Raw genomic sequence first — 17802 nt, 5'->3', positions numbered from 1 at the left:
TCCTATGTAGAAGATATAATGGGCCCAATGCTGTTCGATTATGGATACGGTCCTTTTAGATGGGTATGTTTAAGTGGCAAACAAGAAGATTTAATAAAGACGGATAGAGCAGCAATGGACTGTATAGACCCAGATCGAAGATTCCAAGACAGGGATAATTGGGTATGGATAAGAGATGCAGAAGAAAATAAATTAGTAGTAGGAACCCAAGCAAGGATTCTATATCAAGATGCTTTAGGAAGGTTAAAAATAGCCCTTAAATTTAATGAAATGGTGAGGAATGGAGAAATAGGTCCAGTAATGCTAGGAAGAGACCATCACGATACAGGAGGAACCGACTCGCCCTTTAGGGAAACAGCCAATATAAAAGACGGTAGTAATATAATGGCAGATATGGCCACCCATTGTTTTGCAGGCAATGCAGCAAGGGGAATGAGCTTAGTAGCCCTCCATAATGGTGGTGGAGTAGGAATAGGCAAAGCAATAAACGGTGGATTTGGTATGGTATTAGATGGAAGTGAAAGGGTAGATAATATACTAAAGACAGCAATGCCTTGGGATGCAATGGTTGGAGTAGCAAGAAGATCATGGGCAAGAAATGAAAATTCCATTAAAACTGTTATTGAATACAATAACCAATTTAAGGATACAGACCATATTACAATTCCATATCTACCTGATGAGGATTTAATTAAAAAGTTGGTAGATGAGAAATATGAATTAATAAAGTTAAAAAACGGATAAAAGGAGACCAAATAATTTAATAAAAAATTCATTAATAAAAGAGCATGTTATTTTACAAAATGATTAATAAATAAAGTCTTGAAAGGGGTGATAGTATGGCAAAAAAGTATGATGGTATTAAAGTATTTAAATTTATCCTCTATGCAGCAATTGGAGTTTTTATGTTCTTTGTACCTATCACTGTAAATGGAAAAAGCTCTATTCCATTAGACCATATTGTTAGTTATATTCAAACTATCCCTTATTATGGACCAATATATTCGGGATTAATAGTTACCATTGGTGGAATACTTCCATTTATAGATAAAACTTGGAATAAGGATAAGACTACAACTATTTTTTCCTTTATAAAATTGTTAGGTATTGTGTTTGTCTTTATGGCAATTTTTAATAGAGGGCCAGGATTTTTAATGAGAGATGATGTAATTCCATTTATTCATCAGAAAATAGTAATATCCGTTACTACAATAGTGCCAATAGGTTCAATATTTCTCGCATTCTTAGTTAACTACGGTTTGATGGAATTTATTGGGGTTCTAATGCAACCTATAATGAAACCCATTTGGAAAACTCCAGGTAGGTCTGCAATAGATGCAGTAGCATCTTTTGTAGGCAGTTATTCTCTAGCCTTACTTATTACAGATAGAGTATATCAAGAGGGAAAATATACTGGGAAAGAAGCTGCAATAATTGCAACAGGGTTTTCAACGGTATCAGCTACTTTTATGATTATTGTGGCTAAAACCTTAGGTCTAATGGACCATTGGCTATTATATTTTTGGTTAACTTTAATTATTACTTTCGTGGTAACAGCAATAACAGCTCGAATTTATCCGTTAAGTAAAAAACCAGAAATATATTATAATAATCAAGAAGGGTATCCAGAAAAATTGGCTGAAGGAAATAGGGCTAAAATGGCTTTAGAAGAAGGAATGAAGGCTTTTGATGAAGCACCTACAGTAGCAGAAAGTGTTATAGAAAATTTCAAATCTGGTATACGATTGGCTTTATCAATAGGACCATTGCTTATGTCTGTGGGAGTAATAGGAATAGTATTAGCGGAATATACACCATTATTTGATATAGTGGGTTATATCTTCTATCCATTTACCCTGTTAACACGTATTCCGGAACCCCTATTGGCAGCAAAAGCAAATGCTCTAAGTATAGCTGAAATGTTCCTGCCAGCATTGCTGGTAACAGAAGCGCCTATGATGACTAGGTTCCTTATTGCTATAGTAAGTGTATCAGAAATTTTATTTTTCTCTGCCTCAATTCCATGTATGATGGCTACGGAAATACCCCTTACAATGAAAGACTATATTATAATATGGGTAGAAAGAGTAATACTATCTATACTTATAGCAGCGCCAATACTACATTTAATTTTATAATCAGCAAACTGAATATATAATTAGGCATTGGATTTAATTAAACATCTTTTATTAGAAGATGTAGTTTGTAAATAAAACACGGTTTTCACTATTATGAAAATCGTGTTTTTCGATTTTTAGAAAAAACAATTACAAAACTATACAAAATAATTATAAAATCCCACAAACTAGAATGTGAATTGGATGGGCTAGGTCCGTTTTTCTAGATTTCCACATTCACACATCCAATTGCCCATTTTCCTTAAATTCATGCAAGTAGCAAGTAAGCATTGCTTTAGTCTTTACTTTTTTGAGTCCCCTTAGGATAAGCCCTTGGAGATGCAGGTTCCCCTGCCTCCGATAGTACTTTAGGACCAACAGCAGGATTAAATGTAGACGGACAACATGACCATATTCGTGATACAGTTATACCTACATTTATCCATTATAATATACCATTACTAATATTTGGAACAATAGCAGCATTGGTGTTATAAAAACAATAAGTTCCTTTTTTGGTGCCTGGCGCCGAAAAAGGAACTTATTTATTTATACAAAACCTCTAAGTATATCAATGATTTCTTCTAATATATAATGCCTATTTTCCTCTGTGATCATAACTATTATAACATCATCTCTATTTCTAATATCATTTAAAAATTTACAATCATCATCCTTTAAAACTCCAAAGACTATTTTATTGCTATCTAATAGCTCGAATATTTTGGAAGTAAATACATCTATATCATTTTCTGCACACCCTAATTCGTCAAGGACTATTAGATCCCTATTTTTAAGACTTTTATCCAATATAGAAACAACGCCCTTTTCAAAAGATTCCTTAAATCCTTTTTTTGAGTCATCCCTTGAGTCAACACGTACAATTGTATACTCTTCTCCTGGATTATATAATGATTTAACAATATACTTTCTATAATATCCATCATATATTCTTTCTGTAATATATCCTCCTAAAGGTAGATTTAGTTCTTTTAACGCTTTTTTCAAAACTGTAGATTTTCCTATTCCAATTCTTCCAGTTAAAAATAGATTCTTCATTAAAACACCTCGCGTCTGATCTAGTCTCTATGGATAATATTTTAGCATATTTAATGACTATATTAAATCATTTATTAATCATCTTTCTAGGGATAGGAAGATTTTGTATTTTAAGGCATTAAAGACCGCTTTCTTACTTTACATGGAATTAAAAATATGTTAAAGTATTAATTAACAAAAGGATTAAATATTAAGAAATCTCCGAGCATTTTAACCTATGAATTTCTATTTATGGTTGACTTGCCGATAGGGTTTGATTGGAAACGGTCAAGCCTCCCGATGGAAAGGAGAAGTTTATTAATAACAGCATTTCCATTGGAATGCTGTTTTTTGACTTTTCCATCTATTCAATATGCTTTAAATTTGGCAAAGCTAAATTTAAATAAATAAGAAAGGTGGAGGTAATTATGTTTATTAAAAAGACAAAATTAGTAACATTTGTATTGTTAGTGGTATTGGTATTATCTCAAACAGTTGTATTAGCAGAGGGTGTTGAAAGTTTTGCGGTTGAAATAGTAGGTTCTGGGGTTGAAAAAGAAATTAAGTTAACCCTCGACAATTTAAAATCTATGCCAGAGGAAGCCCAAATTAATGAGGAATACATATATAATAGTAAAACTAGAGAAAAATCAGCTATGGTTAAAGGAGTTAGCCTAGCTTATTTATTAAAGGAAAAGGCAGGTGTAACTGCTGAAAATGCAGAGGTAATATTTGAAGCATCTGATGGCTATGAAATAGACCCACAGACATTAGAGGATGTTTTCAATGAAGATTTAAAATATGTTTTGGCTTATGAAATCAATGGTGAATTAATTGACAATGATGACAACCCAGATAATGAAGAGATAGTTGTTTATAGAAAACAAAAAGAACCAGGTGAATTTAGTACAGTATTTAAGATGGTAGTTAAAATAACTGTGGGAGAGGCAGTTGAATCAACAGAGAAAGCTAAGCCTGTAGAAGAAGAGCCTAAAGCAGAAGAAAAGGAAATAGTTTTTACCGATATAACAGAGAAATATGCATATGCAGCAAAAGCAATAGAAGAGCTAGCTAAAAAAGGTATAATTGATGGAGTAGGCAATGGATTATATGCTCCAGAAAGAGAATTTACTAGAGCTCAATTCTGTAAAATCATGGTTGAAGCTTTAGGATATAAGCAGGTGGAATATACTGGTGGATTTACCGATGTAAAGGCTGGAGACTGGTTTGCTCCATATGTACAAACAGCCGTTGAATCAGGACTATTTGAAGGGTATGACAATGGAATCTTTAAGCCAAATAAGCCTATAGTAAGACAAGAAATGGCAGCTGTAGTTGGAAGAGGAGCTGTATTGGCTGAAGTAGTAGAACAAGCAAGGATGGATAAGTTTATAATGGAAAAATCCAATTATAAGGATAAGGATTTGGTACCAGAGTGGGCAGCTCATCAAGTAGCTTGGCTTGAAGATCAAGATGTATTTTCTAATGTAGCAGTAGAAAAATTCGAACCAACAAAGGTGGTAAATAGAGCAGAAGCAGCCCTTATAGTTTACAATACCCTATTTCGAAAACAAACTTTATGATTGTTACAAGCAAGATGAGCAATAGTGATAGCTTTTGCTCTTTTGCGTAATTCTAAGGAGGTTTTTTTATGAAAGGTTATAGGAATAGTAAAAAAATTAAATTGCTATCTTTTTTGTTGGCAATTGGAATGATATTTTCTCAGCTAACCTTTTTTGCTGACATTGCTGAAGCAGCAGACCTAGATCTTTTGATTACAGGAACAGGTGTCAATGAAGAGGTACGCATTAGGGAAGCTGATTGGTCAAAGTATAAGATGGTAGAAAGAACTTATTCTACAAACAATAGCTTCAATTTTCATAAAATTATTAAGGTGAAAGGTTATGATCTATTTGAACTAATTGGCAAGGATAATCTAAAGACTGATCAGGACTATGAAATTAAATTTACTTGTTCAGATGGATTTGAATTTACAAAATCCGTAAGTGAATTAAAAAATGCATATTATTACAAAGATTTTACAGAAAAAAGCAAAACAAAGATAGAACCAATGGTTGCTAAATATACTGCAGTATTGGCTGATTATTCTCAGGATAATTTTTCACCACCTATAAAATGGAAGGATAGGGCTTTAACCGACAAGGATTTGGACAAAGGTTTTCCAAAGGTAGTATTCGGTCAAACCAATATAGATGATATGAATCTATCCCAGTGGGGGAAAAATGTAGTAAAGATAACTATTGGCGAGGATAGACCATCAAAGGGTAATGGTAAAGGTATAGGATTAGACTCTACATACAAACATATTAGCAATGATGGAGCTCCATATAATATAGATGCTATAACAGGTGCAACCTTTACAATAGAAGGTCCTGGCGTTGAAGGATATAGGGCAATATCCTTAAGACAAATAGAAGAGGATATTGATGGACAGGAGCAAGGAAAGTATTATGAAAAGATAGATGGAAGTATTATTCAAAACACCTATGAAGGAATCAATGCAGGGTATCTCATAGATAATTATGTAAAGGTTACTCCTAAAGCAGGAAATGTAACTTTTAAAGATAAATCGAGGAAAACCATATCCACCGTTCCAATTGCAGAAGCAAAGGATTACTTAATCGCTTATGGTATCAACGAAGTTCCTCTCGTATATCTTGATTCAGATGTAGGATATAAGACTAAAAAGCACAACGACAATGGCTGTTTTAAATTAGTTTATAAACAGGATAAAGCTAAAGCCAAAGAATTTTCCAATGTGGCCTATATCTATATTGAGGAAAAGGATGCCAAAAATATTTATGAACACACCTATCCTCCCTATGATGATCCTAAATACACGGATTATGAAATAATTATCCATGGAGATAAGATAGGTAAGGAAGTCAGATACAAGGTATCGGATATAGAAGCAATGGAAGATATAAAATACCAAGATGAGTATAGTCTCTCTAATAGTGAGTATTTCTGGTATTACAATCAATATAAGGGAGTTCCTTTATGGGATCTACTGATTAAAGCAGGGATGGATCCAAATATAGATGAAGATACTAGTATCCAGTTTATAGCTGCAGACAACTATAATTTTGCTCCTATGACTATTAGAGAGATAAAGGATAGCTCTCTATATGGATATTATGAAAAGAATTCAGAAGACATAGGGGATGGTACTTATGATGGTTCGAAGGAAAAGCCCCTTCATACAGGAATGCCTGTACTAGTGGCCTATGGTTTTAATGGATATCCCTATGTTACAAGACCAACAGATGATGGCTTTAATCCTGGACTAGGTAATTCAGGAGGACCTCTAAGGCTTATATTTGGAAAAAGAAACTACAATGACACGAATGGCTCAAATCAAGTACAATTTTTAAAAGAAATAATCATTGGTGAGGGTACCCCCATATCAACAGGGGATGAAGATAGAACTGGACAAGGAGAAAAAACTCAAAAAGAAGTTGATAAAAGCTCTAGTTGGAATCACAATCAAGAAATCTATAATGAATATCTAGATATGCCTGTGCTCCGAGTAACAGGTTCACAAGTAAAAGAACCAATGACATTTACATTAAGACAGATAGAGTCTATGCTACCTTATGCAGTAAGGGATGTATACACTGGAGATGGTATTCACGAGTTTGAAGGAGTAGTACTATGGGATATTATATCCAAGGTAGTTGGCTTAAAAGATGATGTAGAAATTCCAAGTATTAGAGTTTTCAGTGGACAGAATTACAATCAGGTTTTAAGAAGTAGCCAACAGGTTATGGAAGGTGTATTGAATTCCAAGGGAGAATTGAAGAAGATTATCTTAGCATACGCAGTGGATGGTTATCCCCTTGTTCCCAATGAAAGTGATGCAGGATATGCATTTAATAACGCTTATGGACCATTAAGGCTTGTAATTGAAGAAAACAAGTCTATGTGGACAAAATGGGTAGATTGTATTGTAGTAGGATCTGGAGATTATGAAGAGCCTAAGATGGAGGATGTTAAAGAGTTAGATCTACCAGAATTACCTGGTCCTAAAGAAGACATGGGAATGGATGACAAGGTATGGCTAAACTTTAGAAACGATACTGGCAAGGAGTTGCCTGAGGCAAGTGTTAGAAGTATGGAATATGATAGTAATGGTAATCTGTGGATCGGCACCAATAATGGAGGACTTTCTGTCAGGACTTCAGCAGGGAAATGGACTATTATCAAGGAAATAAAAACTGAAAATGCAGGTACTGTTAAGGTAGATACCTGCTATGCTATAGCCCAAAGGGAAAATGGAGAACTATGGATAACCCTTGGTGGTCCTTTAACTCCTCAAGGAATATTGGTGAAAACCGATAATACCTGGAAGCTCTTAAACGAAGACAATTCATTACTTCCAGCAAATTTTGTTCAGGAATTAGAATTAGATGGTAAGGGCGGACTATGGATAGGCACACAAAAAGGTGTTGTATATGTGGACAAGTCTGATAACTGGACAGTATATACTGAAAAAGAAGGACTGTTGCCTTATTCTGTTGATGCCATAGAACCTGATGGAGCAGGTGGAGCGTGGATAGGTTATTACCCTGCTACTAAAGGAAGTGAAGAGAATCCGATTTATACTGGTGGTTACCAGCACATAGCTGCAGATGGAAATATTACTACCTATGAAGACTTTGACAATACCAATTTCAATCTCAATTGGATAAGAAGTATTTCTATGGATAAGAAAGGCGGAGTATGGATTGTAAGATCAGGTAATGCCCCAGGCTTTGGTAAGGGAGAAGTAGATTATATATTAAATGGTAAAAGGACAGTATACTCAGCAAAAGAATTGTACCCTTCTATGACGGAAGAAGATGATATAAGACTAGTTATAGCAGACAAAGAAAATGAAGGAACTCTTTATATTGCAACTACAGCCAGTGGTGTAGTTAAAACTGAAGGAATTGGTAAGGTAACTGAAATCATTAATGCTTCTAACCAATTTCCAACTAAACAGTGGAATAACGTATATTTCATAGATTTAAATGAAGACAATCTACTTGTTGGAACCAATGGTGGAGCAGCAGTTGGCACCCATGGGAAAAACTTTAAAGACGTAAAATCCCATTGGGCTAAAAAGGAAATTAGAGAAATGGCTACCATGGGCTATATAAATGGAAGCAATGGAAAATATAGACCAGATGACAATATTACAAGGGCCGAGTTCGTGTCTATTCTAGTGAGAATATTAAACCCTGAAACATCAGGTGCTAAAAAAACACCCTTTGCTGACGTAAAACCAACGGATTGGTTTGCAAAAGATGTAATACTAGCTGCAGAAAAAGGTTTAATCGAAGGATATGATGATGGCAACTTTAAGCCCAACTCTCCTATTAATAGAGAGGAAATATGTGCTATCCTAGGAAGTATTACAGATGAAAAGTTAACAGCTGAGGAAGTTGAAGATATACTATCTGATTACGATGATAAAGTAGCAAATTGGGCTAGAGAATCAGCTGCTACAATGATTAAAACAGGAATTATCACTGGATTCCCTAACAATACTTTTGGTGGATCCTTAAATGCAACAAGGGCGGAAGCTGCGGTAATTCTATTGAGATTTTTAAAATATTAATAGATGGCAATAGGACTTGTTCCTATTGCCCCTTTAGGAGGATTCTATGAAAAAGTTTAAAAACATTAATCTATTCATAATCATTCTTTTAGTTATATCAATAAGTTTATCGGGGTGTGGATCAAAAAAAGAGGAAAAAGAGGATATAGTTAATATAGAAAGCGAACAGGAAACCATAAATGAAGAGACCGATGAACAAGAGATTATAGAAGAAGAATCCCATATGGAAGAGGAAACAGAGGAAGAAAAAGGAGAACATGAAGAAGAAGTAGAGGAGAAAGATGATACAGTAGAAGAAGCCCCACAGAAGTCTAATACTTCTAGTGCTAAGAAAGAAACTGCAAAATCTAGTGAAAAGGAAAAGACTGAAGAAACTGCTAATACATTAAAGATAGAAGGTAATGTAGGAAACAAATTAAGCTTAAGTTTAAATGAATTAAAGGCTATGGAAAACATTATCTTCTCAGGGGAATATTACTCCATCAATAATTTCGGAACCACTAACCACACAAAATTTAAAGGCGTAAACCTATGGGCTTTGCTAGAACAAAAAGCTAAAGTATCTTCAGCTGCAACAAAAGTTTCTATTGTGGCTATAGATGGCTATAAAATGGAGTTTACAATAGAACAAGTTAAAAGACAGGATTATATAGATGAAACAAATCCTGATATTAAACTACCTATAATTATAGCTTGGGAAGAAAACGGGGAAGAATATGACTCTGAGGAAGGACCTCCCTTTAAGCTGGTAGTTGGACAGAAGGAAGCTGGAGATGTAAATAAACCTCAATGGGTTTCAAATATTGACAAAATAATAGTAGAGTAAGGGAGAGCCTATGTTAAAAAACAAGAAATTTTATTTAATATTTACAATTGCTATAGTGATTGTAGTATTTGCCCTATTTTACTTCAACAATCCAACATCCCAAGAGGAACTTAAGGTAAAGGCTTTTTATCCTGAAGCAGAGGAGATTAGGCTTGTAAAGGATATTTCTGACGATATGTTTATATCCTTAAACTTCCCTGGCGTAAAGAGGGCCTATGAGGTAGATGGGCAAATGAAAGCATATGTGGTTAGCTGTGTAGGGTATAATGGTCCTATTGATGTATTGGTAGCTATTGATGATGAAAAGGATGAATTAATAGGAATAGAAATATTAAATCATGAAGAGTCCTTAGATTATGCAGAGCATATTGAAGAGGACTGGTTTCTAGAAAGGTTTAAAAATATAGTAATCGACAAATACCTAAATCTTGTAGTATTAGATAAGGAAAATCCTGAAGATATAGTCCAAGTAACTGGAGCAACTATAAGTTCCCAAGCAGTAGTAAATGCAGTAAATACAGCAATAGGAGCTTATCAGTACAAAACCAATAATATAGAAATGGAGAAGGTAGCCGATGTGGTACCCCAGGAAATGTGGCAGAAGGATACTAACAGTTTTGCCATAAATTGTGGGGAAGAATCTACTCGGATAGATATTGAGAAAATAAAGGAATATGAACAGGTGGAAATGGATGTAGTATTGATTAATACTACGGGAACGGAAACGGATATGAAGGTAAAAGGGCCAACCCTTAGACATGTTCTAGAAGCAGAGGGCAAGGATTTAAGTGATTACGAGGGAATAGGAATAACAGGTAGGGATGGCTATTATACAATGGTTGATAAGGAAAAATTAGAAGCAAATGATGTGATTCTAGTATGGCAGGTAAACGGAAAAGATCTAAAAGAAGAAGAAAAGCCTGTAAGGATAGCTATACCAAATGAGCTTGGCCCCTACTGGGTAAAAATGGTTTCAAATATTGATTTATATAGTGAGATATCCCCTAAGGATATTGATAAGGTTCATATTTTTGAACCATTGGTAGAAGATATAGAGCCTTATTATTATGAGTATTATGGTAGTAAGGACAAATCCATAGAGGTAGGACAAATTTTAAGAGAATTTGATGTAGTAGATGAAAAGGGATTTTTCACCATGGCTGCTTCGGATGGATTAATAAAAAATGAAACTATTTCCTTAGTGAGACAGAGGTATTTTATTAAAGTAGAGGGAGAAAATGCACCTATGAATATAGCACCAAATTTCAAGCTAGGTATGAATGTTAAGGAGATGACCCATTTTTCTACAACTAAGGATGCAGTAATATTTCCTGAAAAGATGGCTGGAGTAGTTAGAACAAAAAATATAAATGGTAATGAAGCTTTGCTATTAGAGGATGTATTGCTAACAGCAGGTATGAGATGGAAGGATAATAATCACTTCGTTGCAGTAAGCAGGGATGACTCTAATAGGGAAATATCCATAGAAGAAATGTTGAATTACCACATAGTAGAAGATGGTGAACAGGTAAATTTATACCATGATAAAGACGAGATAATGAAGGATTTATTGAGGATTGAGAAGAAATGAAATTGAAGAAACGGAGCCTTATTCAAATAGCTATCTCTGGAATAGTAATAACAAACTGTATAATATATTACCTATATATCAATGGTTTCATCAACTGGAAGGCATTATCCATTGGAGATATAAATCCCTATGGAGGCTGGAGTGCATTAAAATCTGCATTTACCGATGTATCATATAGGTGGACAGGTATATCTAAATCAATAGCCCTTACCATTGGAATAATGGTTACTGCTCTATTGATGGGAAGGTTTTTTTGTGGTTTTATATGTCCAATTGGAGCATTCCAGGATTTTTTCAAATATTTAGGGATAAAGTTAGGGATTAAAGAGAGAAAGCTACCAAGGGGAGAAAGGTTTAAACTGGAAATAATCAAATACTTTGTACTAATAACTGTGCTAGTATTGAGTATTCTAGGCTTAGGTAATCTAATCACTCCTTATTCCCCTTGGTTAGCTTATTTAAATTTTTTTATGGGGATAAATCTTCAAATAGGGTCTATAGTATTGCTATTTATAGCAGTATCTTCAATATTTTACAAGAGGATATTTTGTAGAATTTTATGTCCTCTTGGAGCTTTCCAAAGCCTTTTATCAGCTATTGGACTATCGAAGATAAATAGCAATGAAAAATGTAATAGATGTACCTATTGTTTGAACAACTGTCCAGTAGATATAGAAAAGCCATATGAAGGAGAGATCTCTCCTGAATGTATTAGGTGTATGGAATGTGTTGAAAGTACTTGTATAAAGGATACAAAAGGCTATTCATTAAAATGTATGGGATTAACAGTTGAGAAAAAACAGTACATAACTATCAGCTTAATTCTATTTATTGGAATTTTTATCCTTCTCCCTATATTGGACTCAAAGGTAGGGCCTCAATCTACTGTTCAAATTGGAAACTTGAAGGATGGGGTTTTTGTTGGTACCGGTGTTGGTTTTGGAGGGCCTATGCAGGTGGAAATAAAGGTAGAAGATAATAGGATCTTTGAGATTAATCCAATCAATCATAGGGAAACTGCCGGATATTATGAAGAAGTATTTAGGACTATTTCAAGAGAGGTAGTCCATAGACAAAGTTTAAACATAGATACCATTAGCGGTGCTACAGCTACCAGTAGAGGATTTCTAAATGCCATTAAAAGTGGAATTAGCCAAGCCTTAGAAAAATAACAAGGGGGATACTATGGATATAAAAAAGATTATACCAATAATAGTTGTAATTGGATTTATACTTATATTCAGCTATTCTAGCAAAGAGGATATATCTATAAATATTATACAGGGGGAAGATCAATTGATCGTTGAGAAGGATTTCATATATAACCATACCGACTCTATAACCTTTCCAGCTGTAGTAAGGAGCAGTGGAAAGAAACCCGTTTTAACTGAATATAAAGGTGTTGAAATGTCCAAGTTATTCAATTCACTAAATGTAGACATATCCAATGTGGAAAGATTAACTTTTAATGCTACAGATGGATATAGAATAATATTGAGTGCAGAAGAGATAAATGAACCAAATAATGTATATTTAACCTTTGAAAGGGATGGCAAACCATTAAAATCTAAGAAACAAGGTGGCAATGGGCCTTTTCAATTAGTCATTAGACAGGATCCCTTCAGTCAAAGGTGGATAAAGCATATAGATGAGATTGTACTAGAATAATAATCATTAGACTATTTATTGGAGGCAATATTATGCTGAAAAATTTGGTTAGGAAATTTTCCATATTTGAAATAATCGTTATTTCCCTTATGGCAACTTTGGGAATAGCAACTAAACCAGTCATTGTACCTTTAGTCCATATAATAACTGGCCCCCTCTATATTCCCGGTGGGGCTATTGCTGGTGGTTTGTATATGATGTGGATAGTATTAGGGGTTGGTTTAATAGGTAGACTAGGAGTGGCTACTTTAATATCCGTAGTTCAAGCAATTATGGTAGTGAGTCTTGGGATCTATGGTACCCATGGGATCATAAGCTTTTTTACATATATAATTCCTGGATTAGTAGTAGATCTATATATATTAATAGCAAAACCTAAGGGTTTTCAAAAAGGCCATTATTTTGTATCTGGTATATTGGCCAATATAAGTGGGACTTTTTTGGTCAATATGGTTTTCTTTAGATTGCCCTTGGTACCCTTAGTATTGACCTTAACAGCAGCTAGTTTGTCGGGAGGTATAGGTGGCTTAATAGCTTATACAATAGTAAAAGGTTTAAGGAAGAATGAAGCACTAGATGATTTAATAAATAGGAGAGAATACAATGAGTAAAAGACATATTACTTTATCAATCCTACTTATCCTAATATTGTTTCCCATGGCAGCATGTACGAAAAAGACCTCTAAAGAAATGGGCAATATCCATCCTAATGATGGAAAGGATATGGGAATGAATATAATCGATAGTGAAAAAAATATAAAAACTATGCCAGTATCAACTAAAAGAGAGAAATTCAAATTGGAAGATATAATTGATGAAAAGATAGAAAAAGCCTTAGCTATGGGAAGATTAGGTGAAGTGGAATATTTAGAAGAAGGTGGATATTTTGAAGCAAATGCTAATTCCATAGATTATCTCAATAAGGAAGGAAATGCTAGAATGAAAAACGTAAAAGGAGTGGTAATAAACCCTCCTGATGCTAGTATAACCGATTCTTATTATGATATGTCCAATTATTTACAAAAGGAAGATATATTATTTATTTTGCTAGATGGATTTGGTTACCATCAGTATAAATATGCCATAGAAAAGGGTTATCTACCATTTTTAGGAAAACAACCGGAAGCTGCTAAGGCCTTGTCCGTATATAAACCGGTAACAAATGCAGGATTAGCAGCAATGCTCACTGGTAAATTCCCTATAGAAAATGGAGTTCATTCACGAAAGCAAAGGGAATTACAGGTAGACTCAATATTCAAACTGGCTGAAGATTTAGGTAAAAAAGCCATATATATTGAAGGGGATATAGGAATATTAAAGACGGAAATTGAACCAGTATTGAATTTAGATAATAATGGAGATGGATTTACCGATGATGAAGTATTTGAATCTACCCTTAAGGCAATAAATGAAGAACACAATTTGGTTTTTACACATTTTCATGGTATAGATGATTCAGGACATAGTCATGGAGACTTATCTTTAGAGACTATGGAATTTATTAAAAGAGTAGATGGATATGTGGAGGAATTAGTTTCTAACTGGAGTGGAAAGGTAATAATAACTGCTGATCATGGTATGCACTCTACGGAGGATGGGGGAGATCACGGAGAATTTAGATACGAGGATATGGTGGTTCCTTATTTGATTTTAGATGGGGGGAATCATTTTGACTAATAGGACTATAGGAATTATTTTAGTTTTTCTAATAATTATTATGGGGGTTTTTGCTTTTATGAACAGGAAAATGGTTAAAGATGTACAAGGGGCTGAAGCAAATAGAGAAATTATTATAAAAGATGATGGAATAGAAACGAAACTTAAATTTGAAGATATATCCCAAATAGGTGGAAAAGAATTTACTGCTACTTTAGATACTAGTGATACGGATCCAGAAGAACAGAATTATACAGGGGTACTTTTAATAAAGATAATTGAAAAAGCTGGAATAACCATTGAGGATAAAAGACAGGTAATAATAAGAGGTATAGATGGTTATACCGTAGCTTTTGGTATTCAAGAAGTGATAGATGAAGATAATCTATACTTAGCTTATAAGCTTAACGGAAAATTTTTAAAGGCAAAGGGAGAAGGGGGTAGTGGGCCTTACCAAATAATTGCAAGAAAAGATGAGTTTAGCCAAAGATGGTGCAAATTTGTTGTGGAGATAGAACTAAAATGATAAATCCAATTGAAATACGTAATCTATACTTTAAATATAGAGGGAGCCCTGATTATATACTGAAGGGAGTAGATTTAACTGTATCCAAAGGGGAAATTTTAGCTTTAGTTGGCCAAAGTGGTAGTGGGAAAAGCACTTTGTTAAATATAATATGTGGTATAATACCACATATTCGGAAAGGCCAAATTAAAGGTGAGGTTAAATTGTGGGGAGAAGAAGTAAAAAACTTTAAAATACCCGATATAGCCAAAAGGGTAGGAATTGTATTCCAAGACCCAGATACCCAGCTTTTTTCACCTACTGTTGAAGATGAAATAGCTTTTGGCCCTGAAAATCTCATGGTAGAAAGAAAAGTAATCGAAGAAAGAATAAAAAAAGTACTTGATATTGTTCATTTGGAGGATTATCGATACGAAAATCCTAATAATTTATCAGGAGGACAAAAACAATTAGTGGCTATTGCTGCAATTTTAGCTATGGAATCGGATATATTATTGCTGGATGAAGCTTTAGCCCAGTTGGATGATCAAGGAAAAGAGAGGATCAAAGAAACAATTTTAAGTTTAAAAGAAGAAGATAAGACCATAGTATTGGTAGAGCATGATTTAGAGAATTTAAATATAGCAGATAGGGTTTTGGAACTTAGAGATGGGAAGTTAAGGGAATACAAAGGCTGGTGAAAGGGTTGGGCTTCATAGAATTAAGGGATTTATCCTTTGAATATAAAAAGGATAGACCAATTATCAATAATTTAAACTTAAAAATCCAAAAGGATGAAATTACAGCCATATTAGGGCCAAATGGAAGTGGTAAAACTACTTTGGGTAAACTGATGATGGGAATTTTAAAGCCTACAGAAGGACAAGCCTTTATCCTAAATAAAGATATTTCTGAGATGACTTTAGCCCAAATAGGATCAAAAATAGGCTATTTATTCCAAAACCCAGAAAAACAATTTTTTGCCAATAGAGTAGAAGAAGAATTAGGATTTGTTTCTAGACTAAAGGGATATGATGAAGATTATTTGGAAGATAGGATAGAAGGATTGCTAAGATTATTCCAATTGGAACATGTAAGAAAATCCTCCCCATTATTGTTAAGCCAGGGAGAAAAACAAAGGCTTGCTATTGCTACAATACTTATTAATGAGCCCAAGTATTTAATACTAGATGAACCTACTACAGGACTTGATGGGGAAAGAAAAAGACTGTTGGTAGACCTGCTAAAAGAATTAGTAGATAGAGGAATTGGTATGACAATTATAAGTCATGATCATTCTTTTATCAAACAATTATTCCAACGAGTGATAAGGATTTACAGAGGTGAGGTCATCTATGACCAGAGGATTTAAATTAGACCCTAGGACAAAGTTAATTGTAGTCTTATGTATTTCAACTTTGGGTATAGTAGCCAAGGATATTTTCGATCTCCTTATAGTTTTAACATTGTCAATATTGGTGGCTAAATTTTTTAAGGTTGATATTATAAGAAGTTTTAAAAAAACGAAAAGACTTTTGTATATGCTAGCAATTATTGCAATAATACAGAGTATATTTTCTTCAGAGGGTGAAGCTTTTCTATCTATAGGAAATTTTACAGTTCTAAGTACCCTTGGGTTGGAAAAGGGTTTACAATTTATAATGCGGATGATGATAATAATATTTTCTGCTACAATTATTACGACATCCAATTCAAGGGAGATAGTCCAAGGTTTTGTTCAATGGGGACTACCCTATGATATAGCTTTTATGGTGGCACTTGGAATTAGATTTTTACCCTTGTTAACTGAGGAAATAAAAGATTCTTTAACTGCTATACAATTGCGAGGGATTGAGATTAATAATATACCTATAAGGGAAAGAGTTAGTGTCTATTCCTATTTATTTACTCCCATATTAGCAGGTGTTTTATTAAAAGCAGAAAAACTTTCTATTGCTATGGAGGTGAGAGGCTTTAGAGCCTATGATAATCGTACTAGCTACTTAGTTTTAAAAATGTCCAAATGGGATTACCTTATTATATTTATTAGCATTATTTTCACTATTTGCTATATTGTTTTTTATTTTCATTAATAAATGGAGGGAAAAAGATGAAGGTTTTTTCCGTAGTTGGAATTACAGAATCGGGCAAGACTACAACCATAGAAAATATTATTAAAGAACTGAGGAAAAGAAAATATTCCGTAGGTTCAGTGAAAGAAATACATTTTGAACAATTTGCCATAGATACAGAAGGATCAAATACATATAGGCATAAAGAAGCGGGATCACAGTTAGTGACGGCAAGAGGCTATTATGAAACGGATATATTATTCCAAGAAAGGCTTAGCATGGATGAGATTTTAAAGTTTTACAATCATGATTTTGTAATATTAGAAGGGGTAACTGATGCTAATGTGCCCAAAATCATAACTGCTCACAATGAAAAGGAAATATTAGAAAGATTAGATGATATGGTATTTGCCATATCTGGTAAGTTATCCAACACACTAGAGGAATTTGAAGGTCTACCTGTCATCAACGCCATGGATAATGCGGAAAGGCTAGTTGATTTAATAGAAGAAAAAGTATTTGACAAATTATCAGTAAAATCAAAAGTAAAACTACAAATAGATGGAAAGGATATAGATATGGTTCCTTTTGTTCAAAATATATTGTTTAATGCTGTACTAGGGGTTGTGAAGGAATTAGAAGGATATGAGAAAGGGAAGGAAATAGTGGTTAGGATATTGTAGGGGAAAAGAACTCTTATATTTAG

At 33.9% G+C, this 17802-nt stretch carries 15 protein-coding genes, 2 pseudogenes and 1 riboswitch; of the genes and pseudogenes, 16 read left to right on the top strand and 1 reads right to left on the bottom strand.

The window, feature by feature from the left end; genetic code table 11:
- The 3 genes and pseudogenes from CUL_RS0110185 to CUL_RS18420 form a co-directional block, all read left to right on the top strand.
- Positions 1 to 744, top strand: a pseudogene (locus CUL_RS0110185) (urocanate hydratase); the annotation flags it as partial.
- Positions 745 to 839: 95 nt separating this feature from the next.
- A complete protein-coding gene (locus tag CUL_RS0110180; RefSeq protein ID WP_005587859.1) occupies positions 840 to 2138 on the top strand; it encodes a YjiH family protein in 1299 nt (432 codons plus the stop codon).
- Between the two features lie 308 nt (positions 2139 to 2446).
- Positions 2447 to 2614, top strand: a pseudogene (locus CUL_RS18420) (Na+/H+ antiporter NhaC family protein); the annotation flags it as partial.
- 52 nt (positions 2615 to 2666) lie between these two features.
- Here the strand turns inward: CUL_RS18420 and CUL_RS0110175 are convergent.
- Positions 2667 to 3176 carry a nucleoside-triphosphatase gene (locus tag CUL_RS0110175; protein WP_005587860.1) on the bottom strand — a complete coding sequence of 170 codons (510 nt, stop codon included), beginning with the start codon at positions 3174 to 3176 and terminating at the stop codon, positions 2667 to 2669.
- Positions 3177 to 3363: 187 nt separating this feature from the next.
- Positions 3364 to 3481: riboswitch (molybdenum cofactor riboswitch) on the top strand.
- A 102-nt stretch (positions 3482 to 3583) separates the two neighbouring features.
- On the opposite strand from CUL_RS0110175, the gene CUL_RS0110170 reads away from it, so the two are divergent.
- The 13 genes from CUL_RS0110170 (at position 3584) to mobB (ending at position 17779) form a co-directional block, all read left to right on the top strand.
- Complete coding sequence (locus CUL_RS0110170; protein WP_025641518.1) at positions 3584 to 4738, top strand: S-layer homology domain-containing protein; 1155 nt, start codon at positions 3584 to 3586, stop codon at positions 4736 to 4738.
- Positions 4739 to 4806: 68 nt separating this feature from the next.
- Positions 4807 to 8778, top strand: a complete 3972-nt coding sequence (locus tag CUL_RS0110165; protein WP_005587863.1) for an S-layer homology domain-containing protein — start codon at positions 4807 to 4809, stop codon at positions 8776 to 8778.
- Positions 8779 to 8824: 46 nt separating this feature from the next.
- Positions 8825 to 9604 (top strand): molybdopterin-dependent oxidoreductase, encoded by a 780-nt coding sequence (locus tag CUL_RS0110160; RefSeq protein WP_005587864.1) that lies wholly within the window; start codon positions 8825 to 8827, stop codon positions 9602 to 9604.
- A gap of 10 nt (positions 9605 to 9614) precedes the next feature.
- On the top strand, positions 9615 to 11195 hold the full coding sequence (locus CUL_RS0110155) for an FMN-binding protein (protein ID WP_025641517.1): 1581 nt from the start codon (positions 9615 to 9617) through the stop codon (positions 11193 to 11195).
- The gene (locus CUL_RS0110150) at positions 11192 to 12367 is read left to right on the top strand and encodes a 4Fe-4S binding protein (protein WP_005587866.1); all 1176 of its coding nucleotides are present in this window, start codon (positions 11192 to 11194) and stop codon (positions 12365 to 12367) included. The genes CUL_RS0110155 and CUL_RS0110150 overlap by 4 nt, the downstream gene beginning before the upstream one ends.
- A gap of 13 nt (positions 12368 to 12380) precedes the next feature.
- Positions 12381 to 12863 carry a hypothetical protein gene (locus tag CUL_RS0110145; RefSeq protein WP_025641515.1) on the top strand — a complete coding sequence of 161 codons (483 nt, stop codon included), beginning with the start codon at positions 12381 to 12383 and terminating at the stop codon, positions 12861 to 12863.
- A 32-nt stretch (positions 12864 to 12895) separates the two neighbouring features.
- On the top strand, positions 12896 to 13474 hold the full coding sequence (locus tag CUL_RS0110140) for an ECF transporter S component (RefSeq protein WP_025641514.1): 579 nt from the start codon (positions 12896 to 12898) through the stop codon (positions 13472 to 13474).
- Positions 13467 to 14540 carry an alkaline phosphatase family protein gene (locus CUL_RS0110135; RefSeq protein ID WP_005587870.1) on the top strand — a complete coding sequence of 358 codons (1074 nt, stop codon included), beginning with the start codon at positions 13467 to 13469 and terminating at the stop codon, positions 14538 to 14540. The genes CUL_RS0110140 and CUL_RS0110135 overlap by 8 nt, the downstream gene beginning before the upstream one ends.
- Complete coding sequence (locus tag CUL_RS18040; protein ID WP_025641512.1) at positions 14533 to 15045, top strand: molybdopterin-dependent oxidoreductase; 513 nt, start codon at positions 14533 to 14535, stop codon at positions 15043 to 15045. The genes CUL_RS0110135 and CUL_RS18040 overlap by 8 nt, the downstream gene beginning before the upstream one ends.
- Complete coding sequence (locus tag CUL_RS0110125; RefSeq protein WP_025641510.1) at positions 15042 to 15725, top strand: energy-coupling factor ABC transporter ATP-binding protein; 684 nt, start codon at positions 15042 to 15044, stop codon at positions 15723 to 15725. Before CUL_RS18040 ends, CUL_RS0110125 begins: the two co-directional genes overlap by 4 nt.
- On the top strand, positions 15722 to 16396 hold the full coding sequence (locus tag CUL_RS0110120) for an energy-coupling factor ABC transporter ATP-binding protein (protein WP_005587873.1): 675 nt from the start codon (positions 15722 to 15724) through the stop codon (positions 16394 to 16396). Before CUL_RS0110125 ends, CUL_RS0110120 begins: the two co-directional genes overlap by 4 nt.
- The gene (locus tag CUL_RS0110115; RefSeq protein ID WP_005587874.1) at positions 16380 to 17117 is read left to right on the top strand and encodes an energy-coupling factor transporter transmembrane component T family protein; all 738 of its coding nucleotides are present in this window, start codon (positions 16380 to 16382) and stop codon (positions 17115 to 17117) included. The genes CUL_RS0110120 and CUL_RS0110115 overlap by 17 nt, the downstream gene beginning before the upstream one ends.
- Before the next feature lie 17 nt (positions 17118 to 17134).
- A complete protein-coding gene (mobB, locus tag CUL_RS0110110; RefSeq protein WP_005587875.1) occupies positions 17135 to 17779 on the top strand; it encodes a molybdopterin-guanine dinucleotide biosynthesis protein B in 645 nt (214 codons plus the stop codon).
- The last annotated feature ends 23 nt before the right edge of the window (positions 17780 to 17802 follow it).

The organism is [Clostridium] ultunense DSM 10521 (assembly GCF_000511955.1).
GTDB lineage: Bacteria > Bacillota > Clostridia > Tissierellales > Tepidimicrobiaceae > Schnuerera > Schnuerera ultunensis.
Note: the sequence above shows the minus strand (reverse complement) of the source record. Positions and strands in the feature narration are given on the sequence as shown.

Excerpts from the sequence above, each read along its gene's own strand:
- CUL_RS0110180 (WP_005587859.1), top strand. The coding sequence starts at position 840 with ATGGCAAAAAAGTATGATGGTATTAAAGTATTTAAATTTATCCTCTAT.
- CUL_RS0110175 (WP_005587860.1), bottom strand. The coding sequence starts at position 3,176 with ATGAAGAATCTATTTTTAACTGGAAGAATTGGAATAGGAAAATCTACA.
- CUL_RS0110170 (WP_025641518.1), top strand. The coding sequence starts at position 3,584 with ATGTTTATTAAAAAGACAAAATTAGTAACATTTGTATTGTTAGTGGTA.
- CUL_RS0110165 (WP_005587863.1), top strand. The coding sequence starts at position 4,807 with ATGAAAGGTTATAGGAATAGTAAAAAAATTAAATTGCTATCTTTTTTG.
- CUL_RS0110160 (WP_005587864.1), top strand. The coding sequence starts at position 8,825 with ATGAAAAAGTTTAAAAACATTAATCTATTCATAATCATTCTTTTAGTT.
- CUL_RS0110155 (WP_025641517.1), top strand. The coding sequence starts at position 9,615 with ATGTTAAAAAACAAGAAATTTTATTTAATATTTACAATTGCTATAGTG.
- CUL_RS0110150 (WP_005587866.1), top strand. The coding sequence starts at position 11,192 with ATGAAATTGAAGAAACGGAGCCTTATTCAAATAGCTATCTCTGGAATA.
- CUL_RS0110145 (WP_025641515.1), top strand. The coding sequence starts at position 12,381 with ATGGATATAAAAAAGATTATACCAATAATAGTTGTAATTGGATTTATA.
- CUL_RS0110140 (WP_025641514.1), top strand. The coding sequence starts at position 12,896 with ATGCTGAAAAATTTGGTTAGGAAATTTTCCATATTTGAAATAATCGTT.
- CUL_RS0110135 (WP_005587870.1), top strand. The coding sequence starts at position 13,467 with ATGAGTAAAAGACATATTACTTTATCAATCCTACTTATCCTAATATTG.
- CUL_RS0110125 (WP_025641510.1), top strand. The coding sequence starts at position 15,042 with ATGATAAATCCAATTGAAATACGTAATCTATACTTTAAATATAGAGGG.
- CUL_RS0110115 (WP_005587874.1), top strand. The coding sequence starts at position 16,380 with ATGACCAGAGGATTTAAATTAGACCCTAGGACAAAGTTAATTGTAGTC.
- mobB (WP_005587875.1), top strand. The coding sequence starts at position 17,135 with ATGAAGGTTTTTTCCGTAGTTGGAATTACAGAATCGGGCAAGACTACA.